This is a genomic window from Polaribacter sp. Z014 (genome assembly GCF_023555435.1).
Lineage (GTDB): Bacteria > Bacteroidota > Bacteroidia > Flavobacteriales > Flavobacteriaceae > Polaribacter.
In genome coordinates this window covers 1-25,013 of the sequence record NZ_JALCZP010000009.1, presented here as the reverse complement: position 1 = coordinate 25,013, position 25,013 = coordinate 1, and the positions used below count along the sequence as shown (strand labels likewise).

Below are 25,013 nucleotides of genomic sequence, written 5' to 3'. Positions count from 1 at the left end.
TAAATTAAGCTTATCTCCTTTTTTTCTTAGGAGCTCTACTTACTTTTTTCTTTCGTTTATTAAATGGAACAGGAACTGCATCATCAAAAGTATTCTTTACTTCTTTGGCGTTTTTGTTCTTTTTCCAAGAATTATTTTCTGGTAATAGTTTTCTCAATAAATCTTGTCTTCCAACTTTGTTAAGGGTGTTTTTAATCCAATCTTTATTTTCTTTTTTGTACCAAAAGAAAAATTTATGTTGGTCTTCACGCTCTTTTTTTGTCTTAGGTGTTTTAGTCGGTTTTAAAGTATACGGATGAAATCCTGAATAATAAATAACAGTTGCAACCGTCATAGGTGTTGGTGTAAAACCTTGCACTTGCTCTAGCTGAAAACCCATATCTTTGGTCTCTGCAGCTAAGTTTGCCATATCTTCTACTTCACTTGCTGGGTGACTAGAAATAAAATACGGAATTAACTGTAAATTTAATTTTTTCTTAATATTTATCTTATCAAAACGCTCTTTAAACATGTGAAAATATTTAAAAGACGGTTTACGCATCAACTTTAAAACAGGATCAGAAGTATGTTCTGGCGCAACTTTTAATCGTCCAGAAACATGTTTGGTCATTACCTCTTCCGTATACGCATCCAATTCTTTTGGATCTGCATTTTTATTGAATTCTGGCACCAACATATCATGTCTAATTCCACTTCCAATAAAAGACTTTTTAATCTTCGGATGTTTATCAACCGCTTGGTATAACTCTGTTAAAGGTTTATGAGACGTATCTAAATTAGAGCAAATTACAGGCGATATACAACTCGGCGCAACACATTTGTCACAAATAGATTGTACTTTTCCTTTCATTTGATACATATTAGCAGAAGGCCCACCAATATCAGATAAATACCCTTTAAAGTCTGGCATATTTGCCACTTTATCCACTTCTCTTAAAACAGATTCCTGACTTCTGCTTGCTATAAATTTTCCTTGATGTGCAGAAATGGTACAAAAACTACATCCACCAAAACAGCCTCTATGAATATTAATAGAGAATTTTATCATTTCAAACGCAGGTATGGGACCACGTTTGTTATATTTAGGATGCGGTAAACGCGTAAAAGGCAAATCGAAAGAACCATCTATTTCCTTTTCTGTCATGGTAGGATACGGCGGATTAATCACCATCGTTTTCTCTCCTACTCCTTGTAAAATTCTACGTGCTTTTAACTTGTTAGACTCTTGTTCAATCACTTTAAAGTTAGAAGCAAATGTCTTTTTATCCTTTAAACAAGCCTCATGCGAATTGATAGTTATATCTTCCCAACCATTTACAACAGGCAAACTTTCTTCCTTTTCGTTGATAAAAATAGCCGTTTGTTTAATATTTTTTAAACTAGAAAACGGAACCCCTTTTTGCAATAATTCTACAATTTCTCGCAAAGGTTGTTCTCCCATTCCGTAGACTAACATGTCTGCTTTAGAAGTTTCTAAAATACCAGGTAACAACTTATCAGACCAATAATCATAATGAGTTACACGTCTTAAAGAAGCTTCAATTCCGCCAATTAAAACAGGAATATCTGGAAATTTATCCTTTAAAATCTTAGAATATACAGAAGTTGCATAATCTGGTCTAAAGCCTTTATCGCCATTTGGCGTGTATGCATCTTTATCCCTACTACGTTTACTAGCCGTATAATTACTCACCATCGGATCCATACACCCTCCAGTTACAGCAAAAAACAAACGCGGTTTTCCTAATTTTTCAAAATCTTGCAAATTATCATTTACACTTGGTTGCGGCACAATGGCCACTCGCAAGCCGTAACTTTCTAAAATACGACCGATTACTGCAGGTCCAAATGATGGATGATCTACATAAGCGTCTCCGCTAAATAAAATAACGTCTAGTTCTTCCCAACCACGAATTTTCACTTCCTTGTTTGTAGTTGGTAACCAGTCGGTTAATTGATGTCTTTTAGGTTCTTGCATAGTTTGCAAAAATACAAGATTTTTATTTGATTAAAACACAAATTTTATAAATGTATTTTTATTGGTATTCGAAGCTATTTCCCGCTTTCACTACTCGCTTTTTTTATACAGAAAAAGTATAAAAAAGAGCTCAAACAAACCGTTCAATCGGGGCTAGACTTGTTTGCTAACTATTATCTTTCTAAAAAATGAATCACTTTGTTTATTTTTTTAGTTTAATCATTAGATTTGTTAGTAGCAATTTAAATTCTAACTTAGCTACTTCCTAATTATAAAAACACCAACAAATAGCAACAATATAAACTGTTAATATCTATTACCGCAAAAGTTCTATTGATTTGCAAACAATCTATTGGCAATTTATAAAACGAGAGAACATTTTACAGAGCCTAAAAAGCAATAATTACAAATCTGTATTTCATTCTTATAAAATATTAGGAACATGAATAAGTGAAATTAATATCCATATTAATAATTTTAACTCATAAATTAGTAACAATATATTTTTTGATAAAAACTTACTCGAACTAAAAATTGAGGAATTCATTTTAATCTAAAAATGCACAAACATTAAATACACATTCTAATGAAAGAAACCACAGAGGCTATTATTCTTAAAAATATAGCAGCACATAAGTCGTTTTTTGCAACACATCAAACAAAAGATATTCATTTTAGATTAATGCAATTAAAAACGTTAAAAAAAGCCATTCTTCAATATCAAGAAAAAATTGAAACTGCTTTATGGCAAGATTTACACAAATCGCCAGAAGAAGCATATCTAACAGAAATAAGTCTTGTTATTGGTGAAATTGACAATCATCTTAAACATTTAAAAAAATGGGCAGCTCCTAAAAGAGTTGCTTCGTCACTTCATTTAATTCCAGCTTCTAGTAAAATTATTTACGAGCCTTTAGGAACCGCTTTAATTGTTGCTCCTTGGAATTATCCTTTTCAATTATTAATAAACACGTTAGTTGGCGCAATTTCTGCAGGTTGTTGTAGCGTACTAAAACCATCTCCAGACACACCTACCGTTGCCAAAGTGATGGAAGATATGATTTCAGATAATTTTGATTCAAATTACATTAGTATTGTGCATGGCGGCAGAGAAACCAACACTATACTATTTGCGCAACGTTTCGATATTATTTTCTTTACCGGAAGCCCTAAAGTTGGTAAAGTAGTCATGAAAGCTGCTGCAGAAAACCTAACACCTGTCGTTTTAGAATTAGGCGGAAAAAGTCCGTGTATTGTAGATGCAGATGCCAATATAGATATTGCCGCTAAACGAATTATTTGGGGAAAATTAATAAATGCCGGACAAACCTGTATTGCTCCTGATTATCTTTTTGCCCACCAATCTATTAAAGCTCAGTTATTAGACAAAATTGCAGAAAATATTAAATTGATGTATGGTGATGATATTAAGAAAAGTCGTTTTTATCCGCGTATTGTAAATAAAGATGCAGTAGAGCGCTTAAGTGATTTATTAAACCAAGGAACCATACATACTGGAGGGGAAATCGATATTAAAGAAAAATTTATTGCTCCTACAATTATAGATAACGTTCTGCCAGATTTTAAAATTATGCAAGCAGAAATATTCGGACCAATATTACCTGTAATGAGTTTTAGCCATATTGATGAAACTATAGATTACATCAATAAAAACGAAAAACCTTTGGCTTTCTATTATTTTGGGAAAAATAAAAAAGCGAAAGAAATTTTAGCAAAAACCTCATCGGGTGGCGCTTGTATTAATGACACGTTAATGCATGTAAGCAACCACAATTTACCTTTTGGAGGTGTAGGAAATAGCGGATTAGGAAACTATCACGGACAAGATAGTTTTTTTGCTTTTAGCCATAAAAGAGCCGTTGTTACAAACCCAACTTGGATAGATTTACCTTTAAAATATGTACCTTTTAAGTATTTTAAAATTATTAAGAAACTTCTATAAATTAAAAATATTGGAAGCAAATGAATGGCTTTTACAAATAAAATGAAATCGTTTAATTTCTTTTAAAGGCTATTTATTACCTTGCAACAAAAAGTGAAAAATGTCAAAAAACCCTGAATTAGAACTTGCCCTACAATTTATAGATAAGACTGATAGAAATATCTTTGTTACAGGAAAAGCAGGTACAGGAAAAACTACTTTTTTACATCAAATTAAAAAAGAATCTTTAAAAAGAATGGTTATTGTAGCACCAACTGGTGTTGCTGCAATTAATGCCAAAGGTGTTACTATTCATTCTTTTTTTCAAATGCCTTTTGGTCCTATTTTACCAGATCAGATTGCAAATACAAATCAGCAACGTAAGTTTTCTAAAACAAAAATAGATATTATCAAATCGTTAGATTTGGTAATTATTGATGAAATTTCTATGGTTCGTGCCGATTTGTTAGACGGAATAGACCAAGTGATGCGCCGTTATAAAAACCGAAATAAAGTTTTTGGTGGTGCACAAGTTTTAATGATTGGAGATTTACAACAATTAGCTCCGGTTGTAAGACCTAATGAGTGGAGCTTATTGCAACAACATTATAATACTGTTTACTTTTTTAGCTCTAAAGCCTACCAAGAAGCCAATGTGGTTTCCATAGAATTAAAACATATTTATCGTCAGAAAAACGAAGATTTTATTACCATTTTAAATGAAATTAGAACGGATACTTTATCAGAAAAATCTGCTGAAATTTTAAATAAAAATTACAATCCTACCTTCTCTCCTACTAAAGATGATGGTTATATTACCTTAACAACTCATAATAATAGAGCCAATTTAATTAACAGTTCTGAATTAAATAAACTAAACACCAAAAGTTACTTTTTTAAAGCGGATGTTTCTGGTAAATTCAATGATAATGCTTTTCCGAATGATGAAAAGTTAGAGTTGAAAATGGGAGCGCAAGTAATGTTCATCAAAAATGATTCATCACCAGAAAAAAGATATTACAACGGAAAAATAGGAATTATAACAGATATTTCTCTACAAAATGTAACCGTACAATGTCCCAATGAAATTGATGAGATTGTTACAGAAAGAGAAACTTGGGATAATGTAAATTATTCCATTAATGAAGAAACTAAAGAGATTAAAGAAGATGTAATTGGCTCTTTTTCTCAGATTCCTTTACGATTGGCTTGGGCAATTACCATTCATAAAAGTCAGGGGTTAACCTTTGAAAAAGCAATTATAGATGCAGAAGCCTCTTTTGCACACGGACAAACCTATGTTGCCTTAAGTAGATGTACTTCTTTAGAAGGTTTAGTCTTAAAAACACCAATTACCAGCAGTGCAATTATTAATGACAGAACCGTTAGTGTTTTTAATGAAAGTGTAGAAGAAAATCATCCGGATGAAAGTGTTTTAAACGAATCTGAAAAACATTTTCAGTTGAATTTAATTTCTGAATTGTTCGATTATCAACCATTTTTATATCCCATTTCTAGATTGATTGATATTTTTTATAAAAATCAAACAAGTATTAAAGGTGATGTCATAGATCATTTACAAACTATAAAAGATGATGGTGTTGTGGCTTTGATGAAAGTTTCTAACGGATTTAAAAATCAGTTAAACGCAATCTCAGAAGACAGTATTCTACCAGAAAATAGTTCGCAAATTCAAGAACGTTTTACAAAAGCGCTCGATTATTTTGTAAAACAAACAAAAGGAAACATTCTAAAACCTTTAAATGCCATTCAGTTTTCTACGGATAATAAAACTGTGAAAAAAGATTTTACGAAGCAATTTGACAGCTTACAAGAAAAGCTATTAGAAAAATTGTTTGCGCTTCAAAAAATGAACAATGGTTTTAAAGTGCAAGACTATTTAAAAATAAGAGCAAAAGCCGTTTTACAAAAATCTGCACCAGTAAAAAAGAAAACAGTTGCTTCTAAACGCGACCCTATTTTAGCCTTAAGATTGCGTGAATTAAGAGACGAAATTTCTAAAGATTTAGGAATTCCGCATTTTCAAATTTTTACACAAGAAACTCTATATGCTATTTGCGATGATTTACCAAGAACAGAGAAAGCATTATTAAGCACTGTTGGAATGGGAAAAACACGTGTATCTAAATACGGAGTGCAAATCTTAGAAGCCATTGAAGATTATTGTAAAAAAAACGGAATTAATAAATTAAACGAACAGAAAAAAGAGGATAAGAAACCAACCAAACAAATTACTTTTGAGTTGTTTAAATCTGGGCTATCCATAAAAGAAATAGCTAAAGAACGTAGTTTAACTTCCGGAACTATAGAAAGTCATTTAGCTAGTTATATTCCTTCTGGTGATATTGATATTCTAGAATTGATAGATATTAAGAGATACAAGAAAATTGTAAACGCCATAGAAGACACCGAGTTTAAAAGCTTAACAGACCTTAAGGAAAAAGTAGATAAATCTTTTTCTTTTATGGAATTGAGAATGGTTTTAATGTCTATGGAAAATTAATTTAAAATATTTTAAAATAAAGTGTAAGTTGTAATAAAAAGGATCGTCTTAAGAATTATGATAAGATACTTTCTTATCATTTTCTTTTTCATAGCAATTTTCCCACTTCTATTTTAGGAGTGGGTTTTTTATTACAATAAATATTTATTGAAACTCCTAGATTCCTTGTCGTTCTTACGTCTCTCTTTCGGAATAACACTTATTTCTACTTCAAATCTTTCAACAACAACTGTATCGATTTATTACCGTTCCATACGTTTTCATCTAAACCGTATACAATATCAAAATCATTTTGAACTAATTCCATTTTATCTCCTAAACCAAAACCAATGGAGTTAAAGGTCCTTTTATTATCACCTTGAAAAACATTCAATTTTAAATGTGTTTTATCTGCTCCTACTTGTTTTCCGTATCCGTTGTCTCTTACACAAGTCGTTTTAAAAGTAGGTCTCATATTCATAGGTCCAAAAGGAGCCATTTGCTGAATAATTCTAAAAAACTTCGGTGTAATTTCTAACAAATCTATTTCTGCATCTATCGAAATTTCTGGCGTTAGCAACTCTTTATCGATGGTAGCTTTTACAACTTCTTCGAACTTATTTTTAAAATTCTCATAATTTTCCGGTAACAACGTTAAACCTGCGGCATATTTATGTCCGCCGAATTGCTCTATAAACTCTTCACAAGCATGCAATGCATTATACACATCAAAACCTTTTACAGAACGTGCAGAAGCCGCTAGTTTATCGCCACTTTTGGTAAAAACTAAGGTGGGTCTGTAATATTTTTCTATTAAACGAGAAGCTACAATTCCAATAACTCCTTTGTGCCAATCTTCTTGAAAAACTACCGATGTAAAACGGTCTTCTTCTTCATTATCAATAATTTGAATTAAAGCTTGGTCTGTAATTTTCTTATCTAAATCTTTTCTATCCGCATTAAAAATTTCTATGGCAGCAGCAAATTCAACTGCCGAGTCAAAATCCATTTCTGTTAATAATTCTACGGCATAATTACCATGCTTCATTCTACCTGCTGCATTTATTCTTGGCGCAATGGTAAAAACAACATCGGTAATTGTTAATTCAGACTTTTTAGTTTGATGAATGATTGCCTTTATTCCGTTTCTTGGACTTTCGTTAATAACCTGTAAACCATGATATGCTAAAACTCTATTTTCTCCATTCATAGGTACAATATCTGCAGCAATTGCAGTAGCCACCAAATCTAAATAAGGAATAAAATCTTCTATGGTTTGACCTCTAGAAACGCCTAAAGCTTGAATTAACTTAAACCCAACACCACAACCACAAAGCTCATCAAAAGGATAAAAACAATCTTCTCTTTTTGCATTTAAAACTGCAACTGCTTTCGGAATTTCATCACCAGGTTTATGGTGATCACAAATAATAAAATCGACATTTTTTTCGGCTGCATACGCAACTTTATCAATGGCTTTTATACCACAATCTAAGGCTATAATTAAAGAAAAATCATTGTCATGCGCAAAATCAATTCCCATATAAGAAACGCCATAACCCTCTGCATATCTATCTGGAATATAGGTTGCTATATTTGGATAAATCGTTTTTAAATAAGACGCAACTAAAGAAACAGCTGTTGTACCATCTACATCATAATCACCAAAAACAAGAATATTTTCATTGTTCGAGATTGCAGTTTCAATTCTGGCAACAGCAAGATCCATATCCTTCATTAAAAAAGGATCATGAATTTCATCTAAACTCGGGCGAAAGTAATTCTTTGCGTCTTCAAATGTTTCAATATTTCTTTGACAAAGAATTGCTGCTATGGTTTTATCAACCTGAAGTTCTTTTGCTAATTTTTCTATTTTTTCTTTATCTGCTTTTGGTTTCAACGTCCATCTCATAGCTACTTTCTCTATTAAAGCTCTATTTTATGCAAATGAATTTCAATTTCTACCTCTGCAAATTGACGGAACATTTCCATAACTCCGCAATATTTTGTAACCGATAAATTAACTGCTTTCTGAATTTTATCTGGTTTTAAATCACTATCCGAAAAATGATAATCTACTTTTACTTTATTATAAAACTTTGGGTGTTCATCTGTTAACTCTGCAGTAACATCAATTTTAAAATTTGCAACTTCTGCACGCATTTTTGTTAACAAAGACACTACATCTAAACCAGAACATCCGGCCAATGAAGCTAACATTAAAGCTTTTGGTCTGTACCCTTTTCCTTCTCCTCCACTTTCTTCTCCTGCATCCATGGTCAAATTTAATCCACTCGGATTGTCAGATTCAAATTGCATGTTTTCTTTCCAGGTAGTTTTTACAATATTTGTAGCCATATTAGATGATTTTGTTATTTTATTTAAAAATTACTTCTTGAACAAAAATAAGAAAACCTAAAGACTTAAAAGAAGTATCCTTTTTTATATTTATTTAACGAACTTTAAATCAACAATTATTAAAACCTAAATTATATTTAATATTTATTAACTTAAACTGCGATTAAACTGTTAAAAATGGTTAATTTTATAAAATATTTTAATCAAAAACGCATTTTCATGAGAAAAAAATTATTATTTATAGTTTCTATTCTCTTCCTATTTACATTAAATTTTGTTGCTCAAGATATTACTGTAAAAGGGAAGGTAAAAGACAAAACAGGAGAATTACCAGGAGTAAGTGTACTAATTAAAGGTACAACAAAAGGTACAAGTACAGATTTTAATGGAACGTATTCTATTAAAGCAAAAAAAGGAGCCATTTTAGTATTTTCTTCTTTAGGATATAAAACTAAAAAAGTTATTATTCAGTTTGCAACTCTTAACGTAACATTAATAGAAGATGCTAATATTTTAGATGAAGTAGTAGTAACTGCCTTAGGTATTACAAGAGAAAAAAAATCTTTAGGATATGCAATTCAAGAAGTAGACGGAGATAACCTTAATAAGGCCTCTGAAACAAATGTTGTAAATACCTTAGCAGGTAAAGTTTCTGGTGTTCAAATTCAGGGAACAGGTAATATTGGTGGTTCTTCTAGAATTCTTTTAAGAGGAGCTTCTTCTTTAACAGGTAACAACCAACCGTTATTTGTTGTAGATGGTGTACCTATAGATAATTCTAATTTTGGAAGTGCTACCCAAGCTTATGGAGATAGAGATGATACTAGTGGAAATGTAGATTATGGTAATGCTGCACAAGACATTAACCCAGATGATATTGAATCTGTAAGTGTTTTAAAAGGAGCAAATGCTGCTGCACTTTATGGTTCTAGAGCAGGAAATGGAGTTATTTTAATTACCACTAAAAAAGGAAAAAAGAATAAAGGTTTAGGCATCTCTATCAATAATAGTTTTTCTTTAGAAACGGCTTTCGATTTCCCGGAATTACAAAATGAATATGGTGGAGGGCAATCTTTAACCTTTGCAAATATTGGTACTGACGGTATTCCTATTCAGAATGTATCTACAGATGAAAGTTGGGGACCAAAATTAGATGGTAGATTAGTAAGACAATGGGACGGAGAAGGAAATGGTGGAGAAGTACGACCATGGATTGCACACCCAGATAATTATAAAAATTTCTTTAATACTGGTCAAATTAGTAAAACAAACATTGCTATTAGTAATGCAAGTGAAGACGTAAATTACAGAGTGTCTTATACCAACTTAAACCACAAAGGTATTGTACCAAATAGTAGTATAAAGAGAAATACTATTAATTTAAATTTAAATGGAAAAATTGATAAATTATCTATTTCTACAAACCTTAGTTATATTAATACAAAGGGAGAAGGAAGACCAAAAGGTGGTGGTAGTAGCGATAATTTAACTTACAACATGGTAATTTGGACACAAAGACAATTAGATATTGATAAATTAAGAAATTATGAAAGAGCAGATGGTTCTCAACTTACTTGGAGAACAGACGATCTTAATTCTACAAATGTAAGAGCAAATAACCCTTTTTGGTTAGCTTACAAAGATTATCAAGATGATGAAAAAGACAGAATTATTGGTAATGTAAAAGTTAAATATGACATTACAGAGAAGTTAAATGCCTCTGTAAGATATGGTTTTGATAGTTATAATGATAACAGAAGAGATCGTAGATCTGTAGGTAGTAGATATACTCCTTACTATCTTAGTAAAATTTACGATTTTAAAGAAGAAAATATAGATGCAATATTAAACTATAATAACAGAGAATTAACTTCAGATATTTCTTTAATAGCTACTTTAGGTATGAATACGATGAGTAGAACTCTTGAGTCTAACATAGGTGCAACACAAGGTGGTTTAACAGTTTCAGATATTTATTCATTAGCCAATTCTGTAGATGCTGCTTTTTTAGAAAGATCTTTAGTCAATAAAAAGACAAGTAGTATTTATGCAAGTACTTCTTTTGGATTTAAAGATTTAGCATATTTAGATTTAACAGCAAGAAATGATTGGTCTTCTACACTACCAAAAGACAATTGGTCTTATTTCTACCCTTCTGCCACAGCAAGTGTAATTTTTTCTAAATTTATAGAAAGTGACGTATTATCATTTGGTAAATTTAGAGCAGGTTGGGCTCAAGTTGGTAATGATACAGAACCTTACAGACTTACAAATAACTATACTCAAGGTTCTGCCGTTGGCGGAAACCCGGTATTTACAATTCCATCTACATTAAACAACGCAGAATTAAAACCAGAATTAACTTCTTCTTTTGAAACTGGTGTAGATCTTAAATTATTTAGTAATAGATTAAGTGTAGACGCTACTTATTACACGGGTAAAACTACCAATCAAATTATGCCTATAACAGTTTCTGAAACAACAGGATATACTCAAAAATGGGTTAATGCAGGAGAAATTAAAAATAGTGGTATCGAATTACAATTACAAGGATCACCAATTAGAACTAAAGATTTTTCTTGGGATATTGGTATCAATTGGGCAAAAAACAATAATGAAGTTGTAGAATTGGCTGAAGGATTGGATACATACTTAATGAGTACGTTCTACACTTCAGGACCAGCAAGCGTTACTTTAGAATCTAGAGTTGGAGAATCATTTAGTTCCATTTATGCAACAAAAGTAGCAAGAGACCCTGATGGAAATAAAATAGTAGATGCTAACGGATATTATATTAGTGGAGAACAAGAATTTATAGGTAGTGTTTTACCAGATTGGACTTCTGGTATTACAAACACATTTACGTATAAAAACTTTACTTTATCGGCTTTAATTGATATTCAAAAAGGAGGAGTGTTTTACGCTAGAGGTTACCAAACTGCTGTCTACGCAGGTACTATGGCAGTAACTGCTGTAAATGGTGTTCGTGAAAATGGAATCGTTGCAGAAGGTGTAATGTCTGATGGAAATGGAGGCTATGTTACCAATACAACTCCTGCTGCTTCCGTAGATCAATACTTTAGACTTTACAGAAGAAACCCAGGAGATTTTACAACATTTGATGCTAGTTTTGTTAAGTTAAGAGAAGTTTCTTTCAATTATACTTTTCCATCAAAATTAACAGAAAAATTAAAGTTAAATAGTTTAAACCTTTCATTGGTTGGTAGAAACCTTGCAATTCTTCACAGAAATACTCCAAAAGGATACGATCCAGAATCTGCAGGTAATGCTTCTGGTAATATTCAAGGTAGAGAATATGGTCAATTACCGTCTGCACGTACTATAGGAATGAATTTGAAACTAACATTTTAAATAAAAAAACATGAAGAAAATTATAATAATATGTATATTATTTGTTAGTATAAGTTCTTGTACTAGCGATTATGAAGAACTAAATAAAGATCCCTTAGCGGCAACAAAAGTACCTACTACAGCACTTTTAACCGCTGCAACACAAAGTTTAATTAATGTTAATTCTGGGCTAGGTTATAACAAAACCATGATGTTTTATTCGCAACAATGGGCGCAAAGAGAAACAACTACTAGAAGTGTGTACGGTCTTTCTCCTGATGGTGATTGGAGTGCTTTTTATGGTATTTTACCTGAAATTATGGAAATAATTAAACTAAATACAGGAGAAGACAAAGATAGTTACGCAGCTTATGGAAAAAACGAAAACCAAATAGCAGTTGCCACCATATTAAAAGTATGGGTTTTTCATAACCTAACAGATACTTGGGGAAATGTACCTTATTCAGAAACTTTTAATGACGATATTACTTCTCCTAAATTTGACAAACAAGAAGATATCTACCCTGCATTATTACAAGAATTAAAAGATGCAGTTGCATTAATAGATACAAATGCTTCTGGTTTTACAAATGGAGATTTAATGTATAATGGAGATATGACTAAATGGAAAGCTTTTGCAAACTCTATGAGAGCAAGAATTGCCATGAGAATGTCTGAAGTAAACCCTGGCTTAGCCAAAACTGAAGTTGCTGATGCTTTAGGAGCTTCTGTATTTACGAGTAATAATGACAATGCAGTTATTGCATTTCAAAATGAAGAAGCCAATGCAAACCCATTGTATATAGAATTTTTAACGCAAAAATGGACTTTTATTGCAGAACCATTAACTGATTTAATGAATTCTTATGGTTCTGGTACAGCTTCAACACCTTCAGACCCAAGAACATCTAAATATGCAGATCCCAATGATGCAGGAGAATATATTGGCTTTCCTTATGGTTTAGAAACTACAGACACCTTTAATTACGCAATAGGAGACCGTTCATTACCAAATGCAACCACAAGAGCTATTGATTTTAACAGCTATATTATGACGTATTCTGAATTGCTGTTTATTAAAGCAGAAGCCGAACAAAGAGGTTGGTTTGGCACTGCAGGAAATGCTGCAACAACATACAAACAAGCTATTACAGCAAGTATGGAGCAATGGGGAGTTAGTTCTACTGCTACCACTTCTTATTTGGCTCAAACAGATGTTCTGTATAACGCATCTAACTGGAAAAAGTATATTGGAGAGCAAAAATATCTTGCATTATTTTCTCAAGGAGGAAATGCTTGGAGCGAATGGAGAAGGTTAGATTACCCTATTTTAAATTTCCCTACCGCAGGTTTACTTAACACAACCGAAATTCCTAGAAGATATTTTTATCCGACGAATGAAGGCATTATAAATGGAGATAATCTAGACCAAGCTGTTATAGATATGGGTGGAGATACTTTCTCTACAAGAATGTGGTGGGATCAATAAAAAACTCAAATTAATTAAATTGCAAAAGACCTCTTTAAAAGTGGTCTTTTTTTTTGATTATTTTTTATAATGATAAAATTAAAACATCCAACTGCTCTTTTGTATGATTTGCATTCACAACAATTCTATTAAACTTTTTAGTGCTTGTAGCATAATAAAAAGAGGTTATTAAAATATTTTTATTTAATAAAATTTGTTCTATTTGTTCATCAGAATGAAAGAAAACAGGATACATTTTATCTATAGTAATTGCTGTATTATCTTTTAATTGATGATACACGTACTCCATATTACTTTTCAGTTTTAATAATTGATTTTTATAGATTTCTTCTGCATTTACAAAAACCTCCAAAAAAGCAGGACTCATACCTGCACAACCAATAAAAAGATTGTCTTTTTTGATTAGGTTGATAAAACATAAATCTCCTGCAATTACGCCTCCGTTAATTCCGTAAGCTTTTCCTAAAGAAGAAGTAATAATCACTTTTATATGAGCTTTTTTCTGTATCAAGTTAGAAATTCCATTTCCATTTTCACCCAAAACACCTAAACTATGAGATTCATCTGCAAGAATATAAATGGTGTTCGAAGCATCTATTTCCTTTAAAAAACCGAAAGAAAACGGAGTTGTTTCAAAAGCAGCAATTCCATCTAAAACAATACTTATTTTTTTATTTTTTAAAGTTTTTAAAGATGTATGTAATTCTGAATCATTAAAAACAGGCAACGCATTTTTTGGCAAAATTGCCGGATGCGTTTTTGGCATAAAATAAAAAGCATCTACTAAAGTATCTAATGTATTTATAGCAAATTGACCCGCTAAAGTTCCTGAAGAAAGTGTTACAGCCGATTCTGTCTGTAAAAAATTGGCTAAAAAAGTTTCACCTTTCTGATAAATTGCTAGTTTAATATTTGCACTTCTAGAACTTCCGTAAGAAACGCCCCATTTTTTAATTGCTTTAAAAACCAATTCTTGAAACTCCGGTAAAGCAGCAACTCCTAAATAAGAAGTTCCACTAAAATACAAATATTCTTTTCCGTTTAAAGAAGCTGTTGTGTTTGGTACTTTTTCTAATTGCATATTTATAATAATGAAACTCCTGTTCCGTTTTTATCAGCATAAGAAATTACACCATTGTGTATGGTAATTCCTTTAGCAATATCTTTTTTTAACAACAAGCCACCATCCATATCAACATAATCTAAAAGTGGTAATAAATGTGCAATGGCAGAAATACCAACGGTAGATTCTGTCATGCAACCAACCATTGTTTTTAAACCTAATTCTTTTGCTTTTTCTAACATTCTTTTACCCGGAGTTAAACCTCCACATTTTGTAAGTTTTACGTTTACACCATGAAACAAACCAAAACATTTTTCTACATCACTTTCTACAATACAGCTTTCATCTGCAATAATGGGTAAAGCAGAATTTAGGTATAACTTCTTTGCTCCTTCAATATCATCTGCTTTTAAAGGTTGCTCTAAAAATTCTACCCCTAATTCTTTTAGTTTTATCGAATTTTCTATCGCCTCATCTGCTGTCCAACCACAATTTGCATCAATTCTAAAAATGGCATCAGAATGTTTTCTTAATTCTGTAACTATTTCAATATCGTTTTTTGTTCCTAATTTTATTTTATAAATCGGCCAAGGAAGTTCTTTCATCTTCGCTACCATTTTCTCTACAGAATCGATACCTATTGTATAATCTGTCATTGGATTTTTATCAATATTAAAACCCCAAACCGCATATAATTTTTTATGTAGTTTACGTGCATACAAATCATTAAAAGCCATATCTAAAGCACATAATGCGAACATATTTTCTTTAAATAACGGTTGTAACTTTTGCCAAAAAATAGAAGGATTTTCGCCTGATAAAGATTCAATAACATTTTTATTTTCTAAAATAATTTTCATCATTTTATCAACTGTAATATTATAATAAGGGTTTGAAGTTGCTTCACCAAAACCAGAAAAACCATCTGAAACCAACTCTACAACTAAACTTGGTTGAAAATCGTGAGACTCTCTAGAAATTGTAAATGTGTGTTTTAATTGAAGATTATAAGAATGTAGTTTTATTTCCATTTTTTACAGTTATATTTATCGTAAAGTTATAAAATTAGAATTCTATAAATAAATTTAAAATCATAAAAATGCCATTAGTAACCCCATTATCTGCAGAACACGATATAGAAACAAAAGAATTAGCACTTTTTTTTAATGAGACCTTAGGCTTTTGTCCTAATTCAGTTTTAACTATGCAACGAAGACCCGCTATTTCTAAAGCTTTTATCAATTTAAACAAAGCAGTTATGGCTAATGAAGGTAAGGTAACCTCTGCATTAAAAAGAATGATTGCTTGGGTATCTAGTAATGCAACAGGTTGCAGATATTGCCAAGCTCATGCAATTAGAGCCGCAGAACGTTATGGAGCTGAACAAGAGCAATTAGATAATATTTGGGAATACAAAACACATGCAGCTTTTTCTGATGCAGAAAGAGCGGCTTTAGATTTTTCTTTGGCTGCTTCTATGGTGCCAAATGCTGTAGATGAAACTATTAAAAAAGAACTCTATAAATATTGGGATGAAGGAGAAATTGTAGAAATGTTAGGAGTAATTTCTTTATTTGGATATTTAAATCGTTGGAATGACTCTATGGGAACAACGTTAGAAACAGGAGCTATTGAAAGTGGAAATCAATATTTAGGTAAACATGGTTTTAAAGTAGGCAAACATCAATAAAAAAAGGTTTTTGATAAAAAAAGACCCTCTCATAATAAAATGAGAAGATCAATATAAATTATTAAGGTCCCCCAACCTATTCAAATTTAGATCACAAAAGTAGTAAAAATATCACCTATTACAATTGTGTTTTTCACAAAAAATAAATGTTTTTTTTGTGAATTTTATATAAAAAAAAGGCTTAAATGAAAAGTTCAGAAGAAAGATTATTTAATTATATTAAAAAAAAACTCCCTAAAAACGTTTCTTTTATAGATAGAATTGCAGAGGTTTTAAATATAAGTTACGATGCAGCATATAGAAGAGTTAGTAGAAAGACCGCGTTAAATTTAACGGAAACTTTAAAACTTGCAAATCATTACAATATAGATTTAAATACTTTATTATTATCTACTAAAAATGATAATAAAAAAATTGTTGTAGAAAAAACGCATCATTTAATTGAAGAAAACTTTTTACAAACTTTTTTTGACAAATCAACTAACGAGATTAAAAACTTACAGCAGTCTAAGGGAGCATTATTAATAAACTCTCTTAAAGACTTCCCACTCTACCATGCTGGCAATGGCTTTTTTTCTATGTTTAGAATATTTGCTTTAATTAATATTTCTAGCAGAAATTCTAAAACAAAAAAAATGCCTTTTTCAGAATTTACTACTTCTTCTAAAATTTTAAAAAAACACAATACTTTTTTAAAAGAATACAATAAAGTTGCGTTAATAGAAATATGGAGTGATTCTAGTATAGATAATATTTTAAATCAAATTCAGTATTTTTTTGAAATTGGACTTATCACAAAATCCGAATCTTTAATGATTGCTGATAGTTTAGTAGATTCTTTAAAATTAATTGAAGAACAAGCAAAAAATCAAAAAAGAAACCATAGTAAAAATAGCTATCAATTGTATCATAACAATTTAGTTCCGCTATTAAATACAGTGCTTATGCAATCTGAAAACCAAAAAAATATTTTTGTCCCCTATACTAATTTAAGTTATTTTAGAGTGAGTGATGAGAATACCACCCAACAGATAGAACAACATTTTAAAACGCAAATAGAATTTTCTAACAACCTTTCTGGTGATGCCTCTGTAGAAAGACAAAAGTTTTTTAATACATTATATCAAAAAATTGAAAACAGAAAAACAAGACTTTCATTTTCTACTAATGATGCTTTGAACCCTGTTTTTTAATTCTGGAATCACATTTTTCTCAAACCACGGGTTTTTAGTCAGCCAAAAACGGTTTCTTGGAGATGGATGCGGAAGTGTAAAATAGGTAGGTAAATATTCTGGGTAATTATCTACTGTTTCTGTAAGTGTACGTTTGGCCTTGTCTTTTAAATAATAATTCTGAGCGTACATTCCGATAAGGATAATCAATTCTAAATTTGGCATTTTGTCAATGATTTGCTGATGCCATTGTGGAGCACATTCCTTTCTTGGAGGTTTATCGCCACTTTTCCCTTTTCCGGGATAACAAAACCCCATGGGTACAATAGCAAATTTTTCTACATCGTAAAAATCTTCATCAGAAACATTGAGCCATTTACGTAATTGCTTTCCGCTTGCATCATCCCAAGGAATTCCAGATTTATGAACCTTAATTCCAGGAGCTTGACCAATAATTACAATTTTAGAATTTTGATGACCTGTAACCACAGGATTTGCTTCCAAATCTAAATGTGGTTCGCAAATTGTGCATTTTTTTATTTCAGATAAAAGATTTTGCATACTCTAAAAATACAGTTTTTTGTCATTCCGATGGAGGAACGACGAGGAATCTCATTTTAAATTTCTATGTTATTAAAGATGAGATTTCTCATTAGTTTATCTTGAGCGGAGTCGAAAGGCGAAAAGCTCATTTCGAAATGATCTGTGTTAGAAATCTTACTTTAATTCCAAAGCTTCACCTTCAAAAGACAATCCTTCGAAACCAGATTTCATAAAGTTTCTAATATTTTGATGCGAAATACCATTTTCATCTTCTAAAACATTTTTATAGTGTTCTCCAAAACAAAATAAAGCTTCTTCTTTTGTCAATTTTTGAATCTTCGCAAATGCAAATAACTTACAAGAACCAGAATTTTCGCCTGTTTTGTTTTTAATATCTCCGTTTGTAAATGTGGTTGGCGTAAAATTATAATTATCCTCAATTACTTGCATGGTTTCTGCAAAGTTAATTTGGGTTGGGTTTACTTTTAATTTTGTTATGAATTGTTGGATGATCATATCTAAAGATTGTAAAATGATTAATTCTATTTAGGTTTGTTCTAGCTATTTTACCATAAATCTTGCACTTCTGCCTTAATATATTTATCGTAAATACTTTTTGTTTGCGCGAGTTGGGTATCCGAAATCGGACTTATATTACTTGTATTTAAGTTAGAAACTAATTGCTCTACGCTAGAAGTTCCAGGAATTACACAACTTATTTCATTAAAAGACAAAATCCATTGTAATGCTTTATGCACAAGACTTTCGTCTTCATTAAAAATTGTTTTTAACTCTTCTACAGCCTGTAAACCTAAATTATAATCTATTCCAGAGAACGTTTCTCCTTTATCAAAGGCAGCTCCGTCACGGTTAAAGAATCTATGATCTTCTTTGTTAAAGGTTGTTGTTTTAGTAAATTTCCCTGTCAATAATCCACTAGCTAATGGAACACGAGCAATAATACCAACATTTTTCTTCTTTGCTTCCTCAAAAAATATTTCACTTGGTTTTTGACGAAACATGTTAAAAATAAGTTGAACGGTACTTACTCCTTCAAATTCTATTGCTTTTAATGCTTCTTCAACTTTCTCTACACTTACTCCGTAATTTCTAATTTTACCTTCTTTAGTTAAATCATCGAACAAACCAAAAATCTCAGGACGACTATACACTTCTGTAGGCGGACAATGTAATTGAATTAAATCAATCCTATCAACACCTAAGTTAGATAAACTATCTTCTACAAATTTCCTTAAAGCTGCAGTTGTGTATGATGCATTTATATGAGGATTTAACTGTCTTCCACACTTTGTTGCAATAAACACTTCTTCAGAACTTGCACGTACAATTTTACCTACCGCTTTTTCACTTAATCCATCACTATAAACATCTGCGGTATCGATAAAATTAATTCCATTATCAATTGCTGTGTTAATAATTTTTTCTGCATTAGAGAAACTAAAGTCACTCCCCCATTTTCCACCAACTTGCCAAGTACCTAAACTTATTTCTGAGATGTTTAAGTTTGTTTTTCCTAACTTTCTGTAATTCATTTTTGCTATTATTTATTGTGATTTTTTGAAAATTAATTTAAGTTCTTTGTTTGTAAATGTTGTTGGTGTAAAATTATAATTATTTTCAATTACTTGCATGGTTTCAGCAAAGTTAATTTGGGTTGGGTTTACTTTTAGTTTTGTTTTGAATTGTTGGGTGATCATTTATATTTTTTTTGATAAAAGTAATAAAATCTATCTCTCTCTACTTGAAGTAATTTTAATGAAAACATATTCAGGAAAACCACATAAACATCTTATAACGAACTATATAATTATTTTTTTTTATATTAATAACCCTTTTATTTATAAGGGTTTTAGATGTTTCTAAAAGTCTGTCCTATTTTAAAGTTTATGGTTTTTGTAATCTTGAAAATAATAAATCAATGAAACTACGAATTTCAATATATCATTTATTTGTAAGATTCTTGATTGTAATTTATTTTTGAGTAATGATTTTCTTTAAAAGTCAAAACCATTGATTTTACTAGAGAAATTTCATGTCTTAAAAAATAATTTCTTTCGATTTACTTTAGCAAAATAAGATTATAAATTATGGAAACATACCAATTCATAACTTTAATAATATCTGGAATCATCCTTCAAATTGGATTGACTCTAAGGTTGAAAATTAAAGAAAAATCAAAATCTAAAAATTTCAAATAATTAATTTTAACGCATTGGCAAATATTAATATTGATTTCATTACTTTCTGTGATAGTATTACAAATAAGGATTAATGTAAACAAAAATATTGATGAGAAATCAATTTTAAAGAAGATGGATAAAGTGAAAAACTTATTTCCGAATTTAACAATAAAGGAGTTAGATAGCTTTATTATAAATACTAAAGAAAACCCTAGTGATAAAAAAGAAACTTAATATTCTTTTCCCCTCTTCAATAGCATCATTCTAATTTTTTTCAAATAAAAATGCATTTCACTGTTATAAATACACATACTTTAACGTTATTAAAATAGAATGACCAAACAAGACTTTAAATACAAAGTATTTTCATTATCATCACTCATATTTCCTATGGTAGCTAGAATGCTTGGCTGTAATTCTAATGCAGAAGATGCAATACAAGAGATAATGATAAAACTATGGAATAAGAGAAAACAACTTGATAAACATCCAAATATAAAAGGTTTTGTCATTTTAACAGCTCGTAATTATTGTTTAGATATTTTAAGAAAAAAAACAGTGTTGTTAGAAGATTCTACCGCAACTCTTAAAATTATAAAATCGACAAATGGACATTCAGATTTAGAATGGAAAGAATTAAATAATATCATTCAAAACATTCTAACAAAGTTACCAGAACAACAAAAAGAAGTTTTTATAATGCGAGATATCGATGGTTATGATTTTGATGAAATAGCCGCTGCTTTACAAATAAAAATAGAACATGTTAGAGTTTTACTTTCCAGAGCAAGAAAACAAATAAGTACAGCCTTAGAAAAAACATATAGTTATGAAAGAGGAAAATATTAAGAACATACTAGAAAAATATAAATCGGGAAAAAGCACTTTAAAAGAAGAAACCTTTTTGTTTGATAACGTAGACGATTCTGAAACAGGAATTAAAGCATGGTCTTCTTTTGTAAAGAAAAATAAAAAAGTTGTTCCAGATAATTTTAATGATGATTCATGGCAATCGTTTGATAAAAAAACGACAAAAAACAATCGATTTAAAATTGGTTTGATGTCTGCCATAGCTTCCATATTATTACTGAGTACACTTTATCTTAATAATCTAAGAAACCAAGGCTTAAGTAATAACGAAAAAGAAGCTTTGCTTAACGAAGCAAAAAAAATGTTTATAGTAGCCGAACAAACAAAACCAATACTTAGAATTATTGTAGAAAGTGATTTATTAATTGTCTACACCAAAATAGAATAAACCCATTAAATATAATTACTAATCTTAAATATAATAAAAATGAAAAAAATATTATTTATAGCTGCTGTTATGTTGTTTTCAACAACCATTGTTAATGCACAAGAAGAAAAAAAGGATGAAAAAGAAAAAATCTATATAAAATTAAAAGATGGTGCTAAACCTACTATTTATGTAAATGATAAACTATTCGATTTCCCAATGGAACTGATAGATCAAAATAAAATAGCATCTGTTAATGTTATAAAAGGAGAGAAAGCAAAACAAAAATACAATGCTTCAAATGGTGTTGTTCTAATAAAAACAAAAGAGTTAGAAACGACCTCTATTCCTATGCCTAAAGTAGCAAAAAAAGATACAGAAATCGGAGGTAAAAATGGACCAATGGTAATTGTTGATGGTAAAGTTACAGACAAAGCAATGTTAGATACCATAAGTCCTAATACTATTGATAAAATGGAAGTTTTAAAAGGAGAAAAAGCAATACAACAATACAACGCTCCGAATGGTGTGATAATTATTACCACAAAAAAACTGTAACTACTTAGCTGTTTTTTGCATCAATTCCCAATAAGTAGAAAATCTATTGATTGGGAATTTTGTATATAATTTATTTTGTAGACTTCCCTTCCACAATCACAACAATTTCTCCTTTTGGTGGTTTTGCTGTAAAATGTGCTAAAACTTCAGTTGCAGTTCCTCTAATGGTTTCTTCAAACATTTTTGTGAGTTCTCTTGATACAGAAACTTGCCTATCTGCTCCAAAATACTCTACAAAATGCCCTAAAGTTTTTACTAATTTATGAGGAGATTCATAAATAATCATGGTTCTTTTTTCTTCTGCCAACAATAAAAAACGAGTTTGTCTTCCTTTTTTTACGGGTAAAAAACCTTCAAAAACAAATTTATCATTTGGTAAACCAGAATTTACCAAAGCAGGCACAAAAGCCGTTGCTCCAGGTAAACAATCCACCTCAATATTATTTTCCACACAAGCTCTTGTCAATAAAAAACCAGGATCTGAAATTGCAGGTGTTCCCGCATCAGAGATTAATGCACAAGTTTCTCCGTTTTGGATTCTTTGTACAATTCCTTTTACAGATTTATGCTCATTGTGCATGTGATGACTGTGCATTTGCGTTTCAATCTCAAAATGTTTTAAGAGTTTTCCGCTGGTACGTGTGTCTTCTGCTAAAATAAAATCGACTTCTTTTAGAATTCTAACGGCTCTAAACGTCATGTCTTCTAAATTACCAATTGGTGTTGGCACTAAATATAGTTTGCTCATGGTATCATTTACATTATCACAACAAACTTACAAAAGAATTAAATAAAACCCCTTTGTAAGTTTGGTAAATGAATTCAGAAAAGAAGTATTCTTTTGAAACCTTCAATATATTAATGAATACCTCTATTTTATTTCTATTAATTCTGTTATCGAATAATCTACATTATTAAAAGCGTCTATATCTTCACGAATTACTTTGGCAAAAACACCTGGTTTATTTATAATCATCCAATATTTAAGTTTTACTTCTCCATAAAAACCTTCCACTACTTTACATTCAAATTCTCCTGCAATTACTTTTATAGTTTCCGTTGTTATTACTCTAAACGGACCTAGTTTTTCTTGTGGAAAAAAATCATTGGTCATATTTAAAAAGCCTCCTTTAAAACTTTCAGCACCTTTTAAGGTGTCTTTTTCTGTAATGATTAAATTATTTACAGTGATACTTTTTCTTTTTTTATTTATGTTGATTTTAGACAATAAAGTGTCTTGTTTAAAACTTGTTGTGTTTGGTATTAACCTACTTTGTTTATACTTTAAATAGTTTACATGTTCTAGTTCTACTAATAAAGCATTAAAATCTAACCAAGGAGGGTTTTCGTTTGGTCTTGCTGGAAAATTATCAATATTAAAAATTAAACGCTCTAAATTAGTGGAGGATACTTCTTTTTTAGCAATGATTTCTTTTCCATTTAAATTTAGTACAAATACATTTTCTGATTGCTCTTTTAACGTACTTTTCCCTTTTAACAATTCCGATTCCCCTATAAAGGTTATAGATCTCTCATTAGAATTGTACATCCACGTTCCATTAGTTGTTGATTTTATGCTATCTTTTGAAGAAATTGTAGTTAACGAAAAAATATCTGGTAGTTCCATTTTTAGCAACTGAATATCATCAAAATCATTTTCTAATTTCCAAGCTCCTTTTAATTTTGACATTGCGTTTTCTTTAGCAATTTTATTTAGATCTAATTTTAAATAGGTTGTTTTTATGCCCTCTTTTTCTAACACGAGTTCTTTATTGGTACTACTTAAAATTTTGCTCATGCCATTAAAGTCTTTTTTAATATTAGATCTCATTTGAATTTCATTACTTCTAATATTGTAACGCCAAGTTGCAATCAATACACTTTCCATCAATACTCTTCCCCTATTAGAGAACTCTATAACTTTAAATGGATATTGTGTATTGGTCGGTAATTCTACTTTGGTTATAAGCCAACTTCCAATAATTTTTGCTTTTTGTGCTTTAGAAGAAAAACTACAAACAATAATTATAAGCGTGATAACCATTTTTTTCATGAGTCTTTATTTTTATCTGGTTAAACATTAAAACATCTCAAGACAAGCAAGCAGTTTAGTATTCCCCCTACTAAACACTAAACTTTTAGCCTGCTCGTTCCATAACAATTTATTCTTTTTTTTAGGTACTATTTTCCCTTAAACTTCCATTGTACTATAAATTATATAATTATCAAAAACTCTAAAATATGTTGAACACTTTTTTATAGTACAGCAATCGATTACATAGATTAAAGTTTGACTATTAGTTATAAATTTAGGTAAGGATGTCTAAACTTTTTTTAACTACCAAAGAATTAGTAATTGCACTTTAAAGATAATAAAAAATAACATAATCACTCTAATATCAAAATCTTAAAATAATATATTTCTACAAACTTCCAAAATTTTCATTTTACTCAACTAATTTCACTCTTATGAGAGCGCTTTTTAAAATTAAGAAAACAAATACTATCCTTTATTTTCTATTTTTTTTGCATTTTCATTTTTATCACTTTTTGCATCATTTCGTAAGTTTGATGCAGCTCTTGATCACTCATTTTTTGCATTTCTTCGTTCTCTTTATCCCCTAAAGCCATTTTTTTCCATTCTTCAAAAGACATTTTACTAAGCATCAACATTTTGGCATCCATATTTTCTATTTCATCTTCATACTCCTCATTGTCCATAAAACCTTCTTCCTTAATAATAGGAAAATCTGGTAGGTTAAAGTTGCTATCTTTTAAACTTATATTAAATTTAGCATCAATAGCTTCTTTAACAGTTGTAATTCCCATCATAGTCATCCTATGTTTGTAAACTCTTAAAGTTTATGTTAAAATTAATTACATTTAAGATTAATAATAACAGAAAAGTATAGGGTAAAGGTTAAGATT

Annotated in this window: 22 protein-coding genes; 10 read left to right on the top strand and 12 right to left on the bottom strand. The window is 30.4% G+C overall.

Translation table 11 applies throughout. The features are described 5' to 3' along the window. Positions 1-10: 10 nt before the first annotated feature. The gene (locus tag MPF19_RS11630; RefSeq protein WP_249988380.1) at positions 11-1,978 is read right to left on the bottom strand and encodes a YgiQ family radical SAM protein; all 1,968 of its coding nucleotides are present in this window, start codon (positions 1,976-1,978) and stop codon (positions 11-13) included. Positions 1,979-2,564: 586 nt separating this feature from the next. Between MPF19_RS11630 and MPF19_RS11625 the strand changes: the two genes are divergently transcribed. Together MPF19_RS11625 and MPF19_RS11620 are read left to right on the top strand one after the other, a co-directional pair. Further along, the gene (locus MPF19_RS11625; protein WP_249988379.1) at positions 2,565-3,941 is read left to right on the top strand and encodes an aldehyde dehydrogenase family protein; all 1,377 of its coding nucleotides are present in this window, start codon (positions 2,565-2,567) and stop codon (positions 3,939-3,941) included. Positions 3,942-4,041: 100 nt separating this feature from the next. Beyond that, on the top strand, positions 4,042-6,444 hold the full coding sequence (locus MPF19_RS11620; protein ID WP_249988378.1) for a helix-turn-helix domain-containing protein: 2,403 nt from the start codon (positions 4,042-4,044) through the stop codon (positions 6,442-6,444). A 205-nt stretch (positions 6,445-6,649) separates the two neighbouring features. Here MPF19_RS11620 and recJ read toward each other — a convergent pair whose 3' ends face one another. Together recJ and MPF19_RS11610 are read right to left on the bottom strand one after the other, a co-directional pair. Then, positions 6,650-8,335: a single-stranded-DNA-specific exonuclease RecJ gene (gene recJ, locus MPF19_RS11615; protein ID WP_249988377.1), complete on the bottom strand. Its 1,686-nt coding sequence runs from the start codon at positions 8,333-8,335 to the stop codon at positions 6,650-6,652. Between the two features lie 14 nt (positions 8,336-8,349). Next, on the bottom strand, positions 8,350-8,781 hold the full coding sequence (locus tag MPF19_RS11610) for an OsmC family protein (protein ID WP_249988376.1): 432 nt from the start codon (positions 8,779-8,781) through the stop codon (positions 8,350-8,352). Between the two features lie 219 nt (positions 8,782-9,000). Here MPF19_RS11610 and MPF19_RS11605 point away from each other — a divergent pair, with 219 nt between their 5' ends. Both MPF19_RS11605 and MPF19_RS11600 read left to right on the top strand, forming a co-directional pair. Then, on the top strand, positions 9,001-12,153 hold the full coding sequence (locus MPF19_RS11605; RefSeq protein WP_249988375.1) for a SusC/RagA family TonB-linked outer membrane protein: 3,153 nt from the start codon (positions 9,001-9,003) through the stop codon (positions 12,151-12,153). 10 nt (positions 12,154-12,163) lie between these two features. After that, a complete protein-coding gene (locus MPF19_RS11600) occupies positions 12,164-13,621 on the top strand; it encodes a SusD/RagB family nutrient-binding outer membrane lipoprotein (protein ID WP_249988374.1) in 1,458 nt (485 codons plus the stop codon). 64 nt (positions 13,622-13,685) lie between these two features. On the opposite strand, the gene MPF19_RS11595 is transcribed toward MPF19_RS11600, so the two are convergent. Next, positions 13,686-14,702 (bottom strand): aminotransferase class I/II-fold pyridoxal phosphate-dependent enzyme, encoded by a 1,017-nt coding sequence (locus MPF19_RS11595; protein WP_249988373.1) that lies wholly within the window; start codon positions 14,700-14,702, stop codon positions 13,686-13,688. Between the two features lie 2 nt (positions 14,703-14,704). Continuing rightward, a complete protein-coding gene (locus MPF19_RS11590; RefSeq protein ID WP_249988372.1) occupies positions 14,705-15,715 on the bottom strand; it encodes a dipeptide epimerase in 1,011 nt (336 codons plus the stop codon). 68 nt (positions 15,716-15,783) lie between these two features. Here MPF19_RS11590 and MPF19_RS11585 point away from each other — a divergent pair, with 68 nt between their 5' ends. Both MPF19_RS11585 and MPF19_RS11580 read left to right on the top strand, forming a co-directional pair. Then, entirely contained in the window at positions 15,784-16,374 is a 591-nt protein-coding gene (locus MPF19_RS11585; RefSeq protein WP_249988371.1) for a carboxymuconolactone decarboxylase family protein, read from the top strand. Positions 16,375-16,559: 185 nt separating this feature from the next. Next, positions 16,560-17,567 carry a hypothetical protein gene (locus MPF19_RS11580; protein WP_249988370.1) on the top strand — a complete coding sequence of 336 codons (1,008 nt, stop codon included), beginning with the start codon at positions 16,560-16,562 and terminating at the stop codon, positions 17,565-17,567. Here MPF19_RS11580 and MPF19_RS11575 read toward each other — a convergent pair. From MPF19_RS11575 to MPF19_RS11560, 4 genes are all read right to left on the bottom strand, one after another. After that, positions 17,529-18,107: a uracil-DNA glycosylase family protein gene (locus MPF19_RS11575; protein WP_249988369.1), complete on the bottom strand. Its 579-nt coding sequence runs from the start codon at positions 18,105-18,107 to the stop codon at positions 17,529-17,531. The two genes, MPF19_RS11580 and MPF19_RS11575, sit on opposite strands and share 39 nt — an antisense overlap. Positions 18,108-18,263: 156 nt before the next feature. Further along, positions 18,264-18,605 (bottom strand): HopJ type III effector protein, encoded by a 342-nt coding sequence (locus MPF19_RS11570; RefSeq protein ID WP_203391832.1) that lies wholly within the window; start codon positions 18,603-18,605, stop codon positions 18,264-18,266. A 50-nt stretch (positions 18,606-18,655) separates the two neighbouring features. Continuing rightward, positions 18,656-19,642 carry an aldo/keto reductase gene (locus MPF19_RS11565; protein ID WP_249988368.1) on the bottom strand — a complete coding sequence of 329 codons (987 nt, stop codon included), beginning with the start codon at positions 19,640-19,642 and terminating at the stop codon, positions 18,656-18,658. A 12-nt stretch (positions 19,643-19,654) separates the two neighbouring features. Then, positions 19,655-19,807, bottom strand: coding sequence for a HopJ type III effector protein (locus tag MPF19_RS11560; protein WP_349666070.1), 153 nt, complete (start codon positions 19,805-19,807; stop codon positions 19,655-19,657). A gap of 549 nt (positions 19,808-20,356) precedes the next feature. Between MPF19_RS11560 and MPF19_RS11555 the strand changes: the two genes are divergently transcribed. The 4 genes from MPF19_RS11555 to MPF19_RS11540 all read left to right on the top strand — a co-directional run bounded on the left by MPF19_RS11555 (position 20,357) and on the right by MPF19_RS11540 (position 22,085). Beyond that, on the top strand, positions 20,357-20,524 hold the full coding sequence (locus MPF19_RS11555) for a hypothetical protein (RefSeq protein ID WP_249988367.1): 168 nt from the start codon (positions 20,357-20,359) through the stop codon (positions 20,522-20,524). Positions 20,525-20,623: 99 nt separating this feature from the next. Then, positions 20,624-21,139 carry a GFO_1088 family ECF-type sigma factor gene (locus MPF19_RS11550; protein ID WP_249988366.1) on the top strand — a complete coding sequence of 172 codons (516 nt, stop codon included), beginning with the start codon at positions 20,624-20,626 and terminating at the stop codon, positions 21,137-21,139. Continuing rightward, on the top strand, positions 21,120-21,548 hold the full coding sequence (locus MPF19_RS11545) for a hypothetical protein (protein ID WP_249988365.1): 429 nt from the start codon (positions 21,120-21,122) through the stop codon (positions 21,546-21,548). Before MPF19_RS11550 ends, MPF19_RS11545 begins: the two co-directional genes overlap by 20 nt. 39 nt (positions 21,549-21,587) lie before the next feature. Then, entirely contained in the window at positions 21,588-22,085 is a 498-nt protein-coding gene (locus MPF19_RS11540; RefSeq protein WP_249988364.1) for a hypothetical protein, read from the top strand. 70 nt (positions 22,086-22,155) lie between these two features. Here the strand turns inward: MPF19_RS11540 and rsmI are convergent, their stop codons facing one another. The 3 genes from rsmI to MPF19_RS11525 all read right to left on the bottom strand — a co-directional run bounded on the left by rsmI (position 22,156) and on the right by MPF19_RS11525 (position 24,917). After that, positions 22,156-22,833 carry a 16S rRNA (cytidine(1402)-2'-O)-methyltransferase gene (gene rsmI, locus MPF19_RS11535; protein ID WP_203391826.1) on the bottom strand — a complete coding sequence of 226 codons (678 nt, stop codon included), beginning with the start codon at positions 22,831-22,833 and terminating at the stop codon, positions 22,156-22,158. A gap of 123 nt (positions 22,834-22,956) precedes the next feature. After that, positions 22,957-24,138 (bottom strand): hypothetical protein, encoded by a 1,182-nt coding sequence (locus MPF19_RS11530; RefSeq protein WP_249988363.1) that lies wholly within the window; start codon positions 24,136-24,138, stop codon positions 22,957-22,959. Positions 24,139-24,602: 464 nt separating this feature from the next. Beyond that, complete coding sequence (locus MPF19_RS11525; protein ID WP_249988362.1) at positions 24,603-24,917, bottom strand: hypothetical protein; 315 nt, start codon at positions 24,915-24,917, stop codon at positions 24,603-24,605. Positions 24,918-25,013 lie beyond the last annotated feature (96 nt).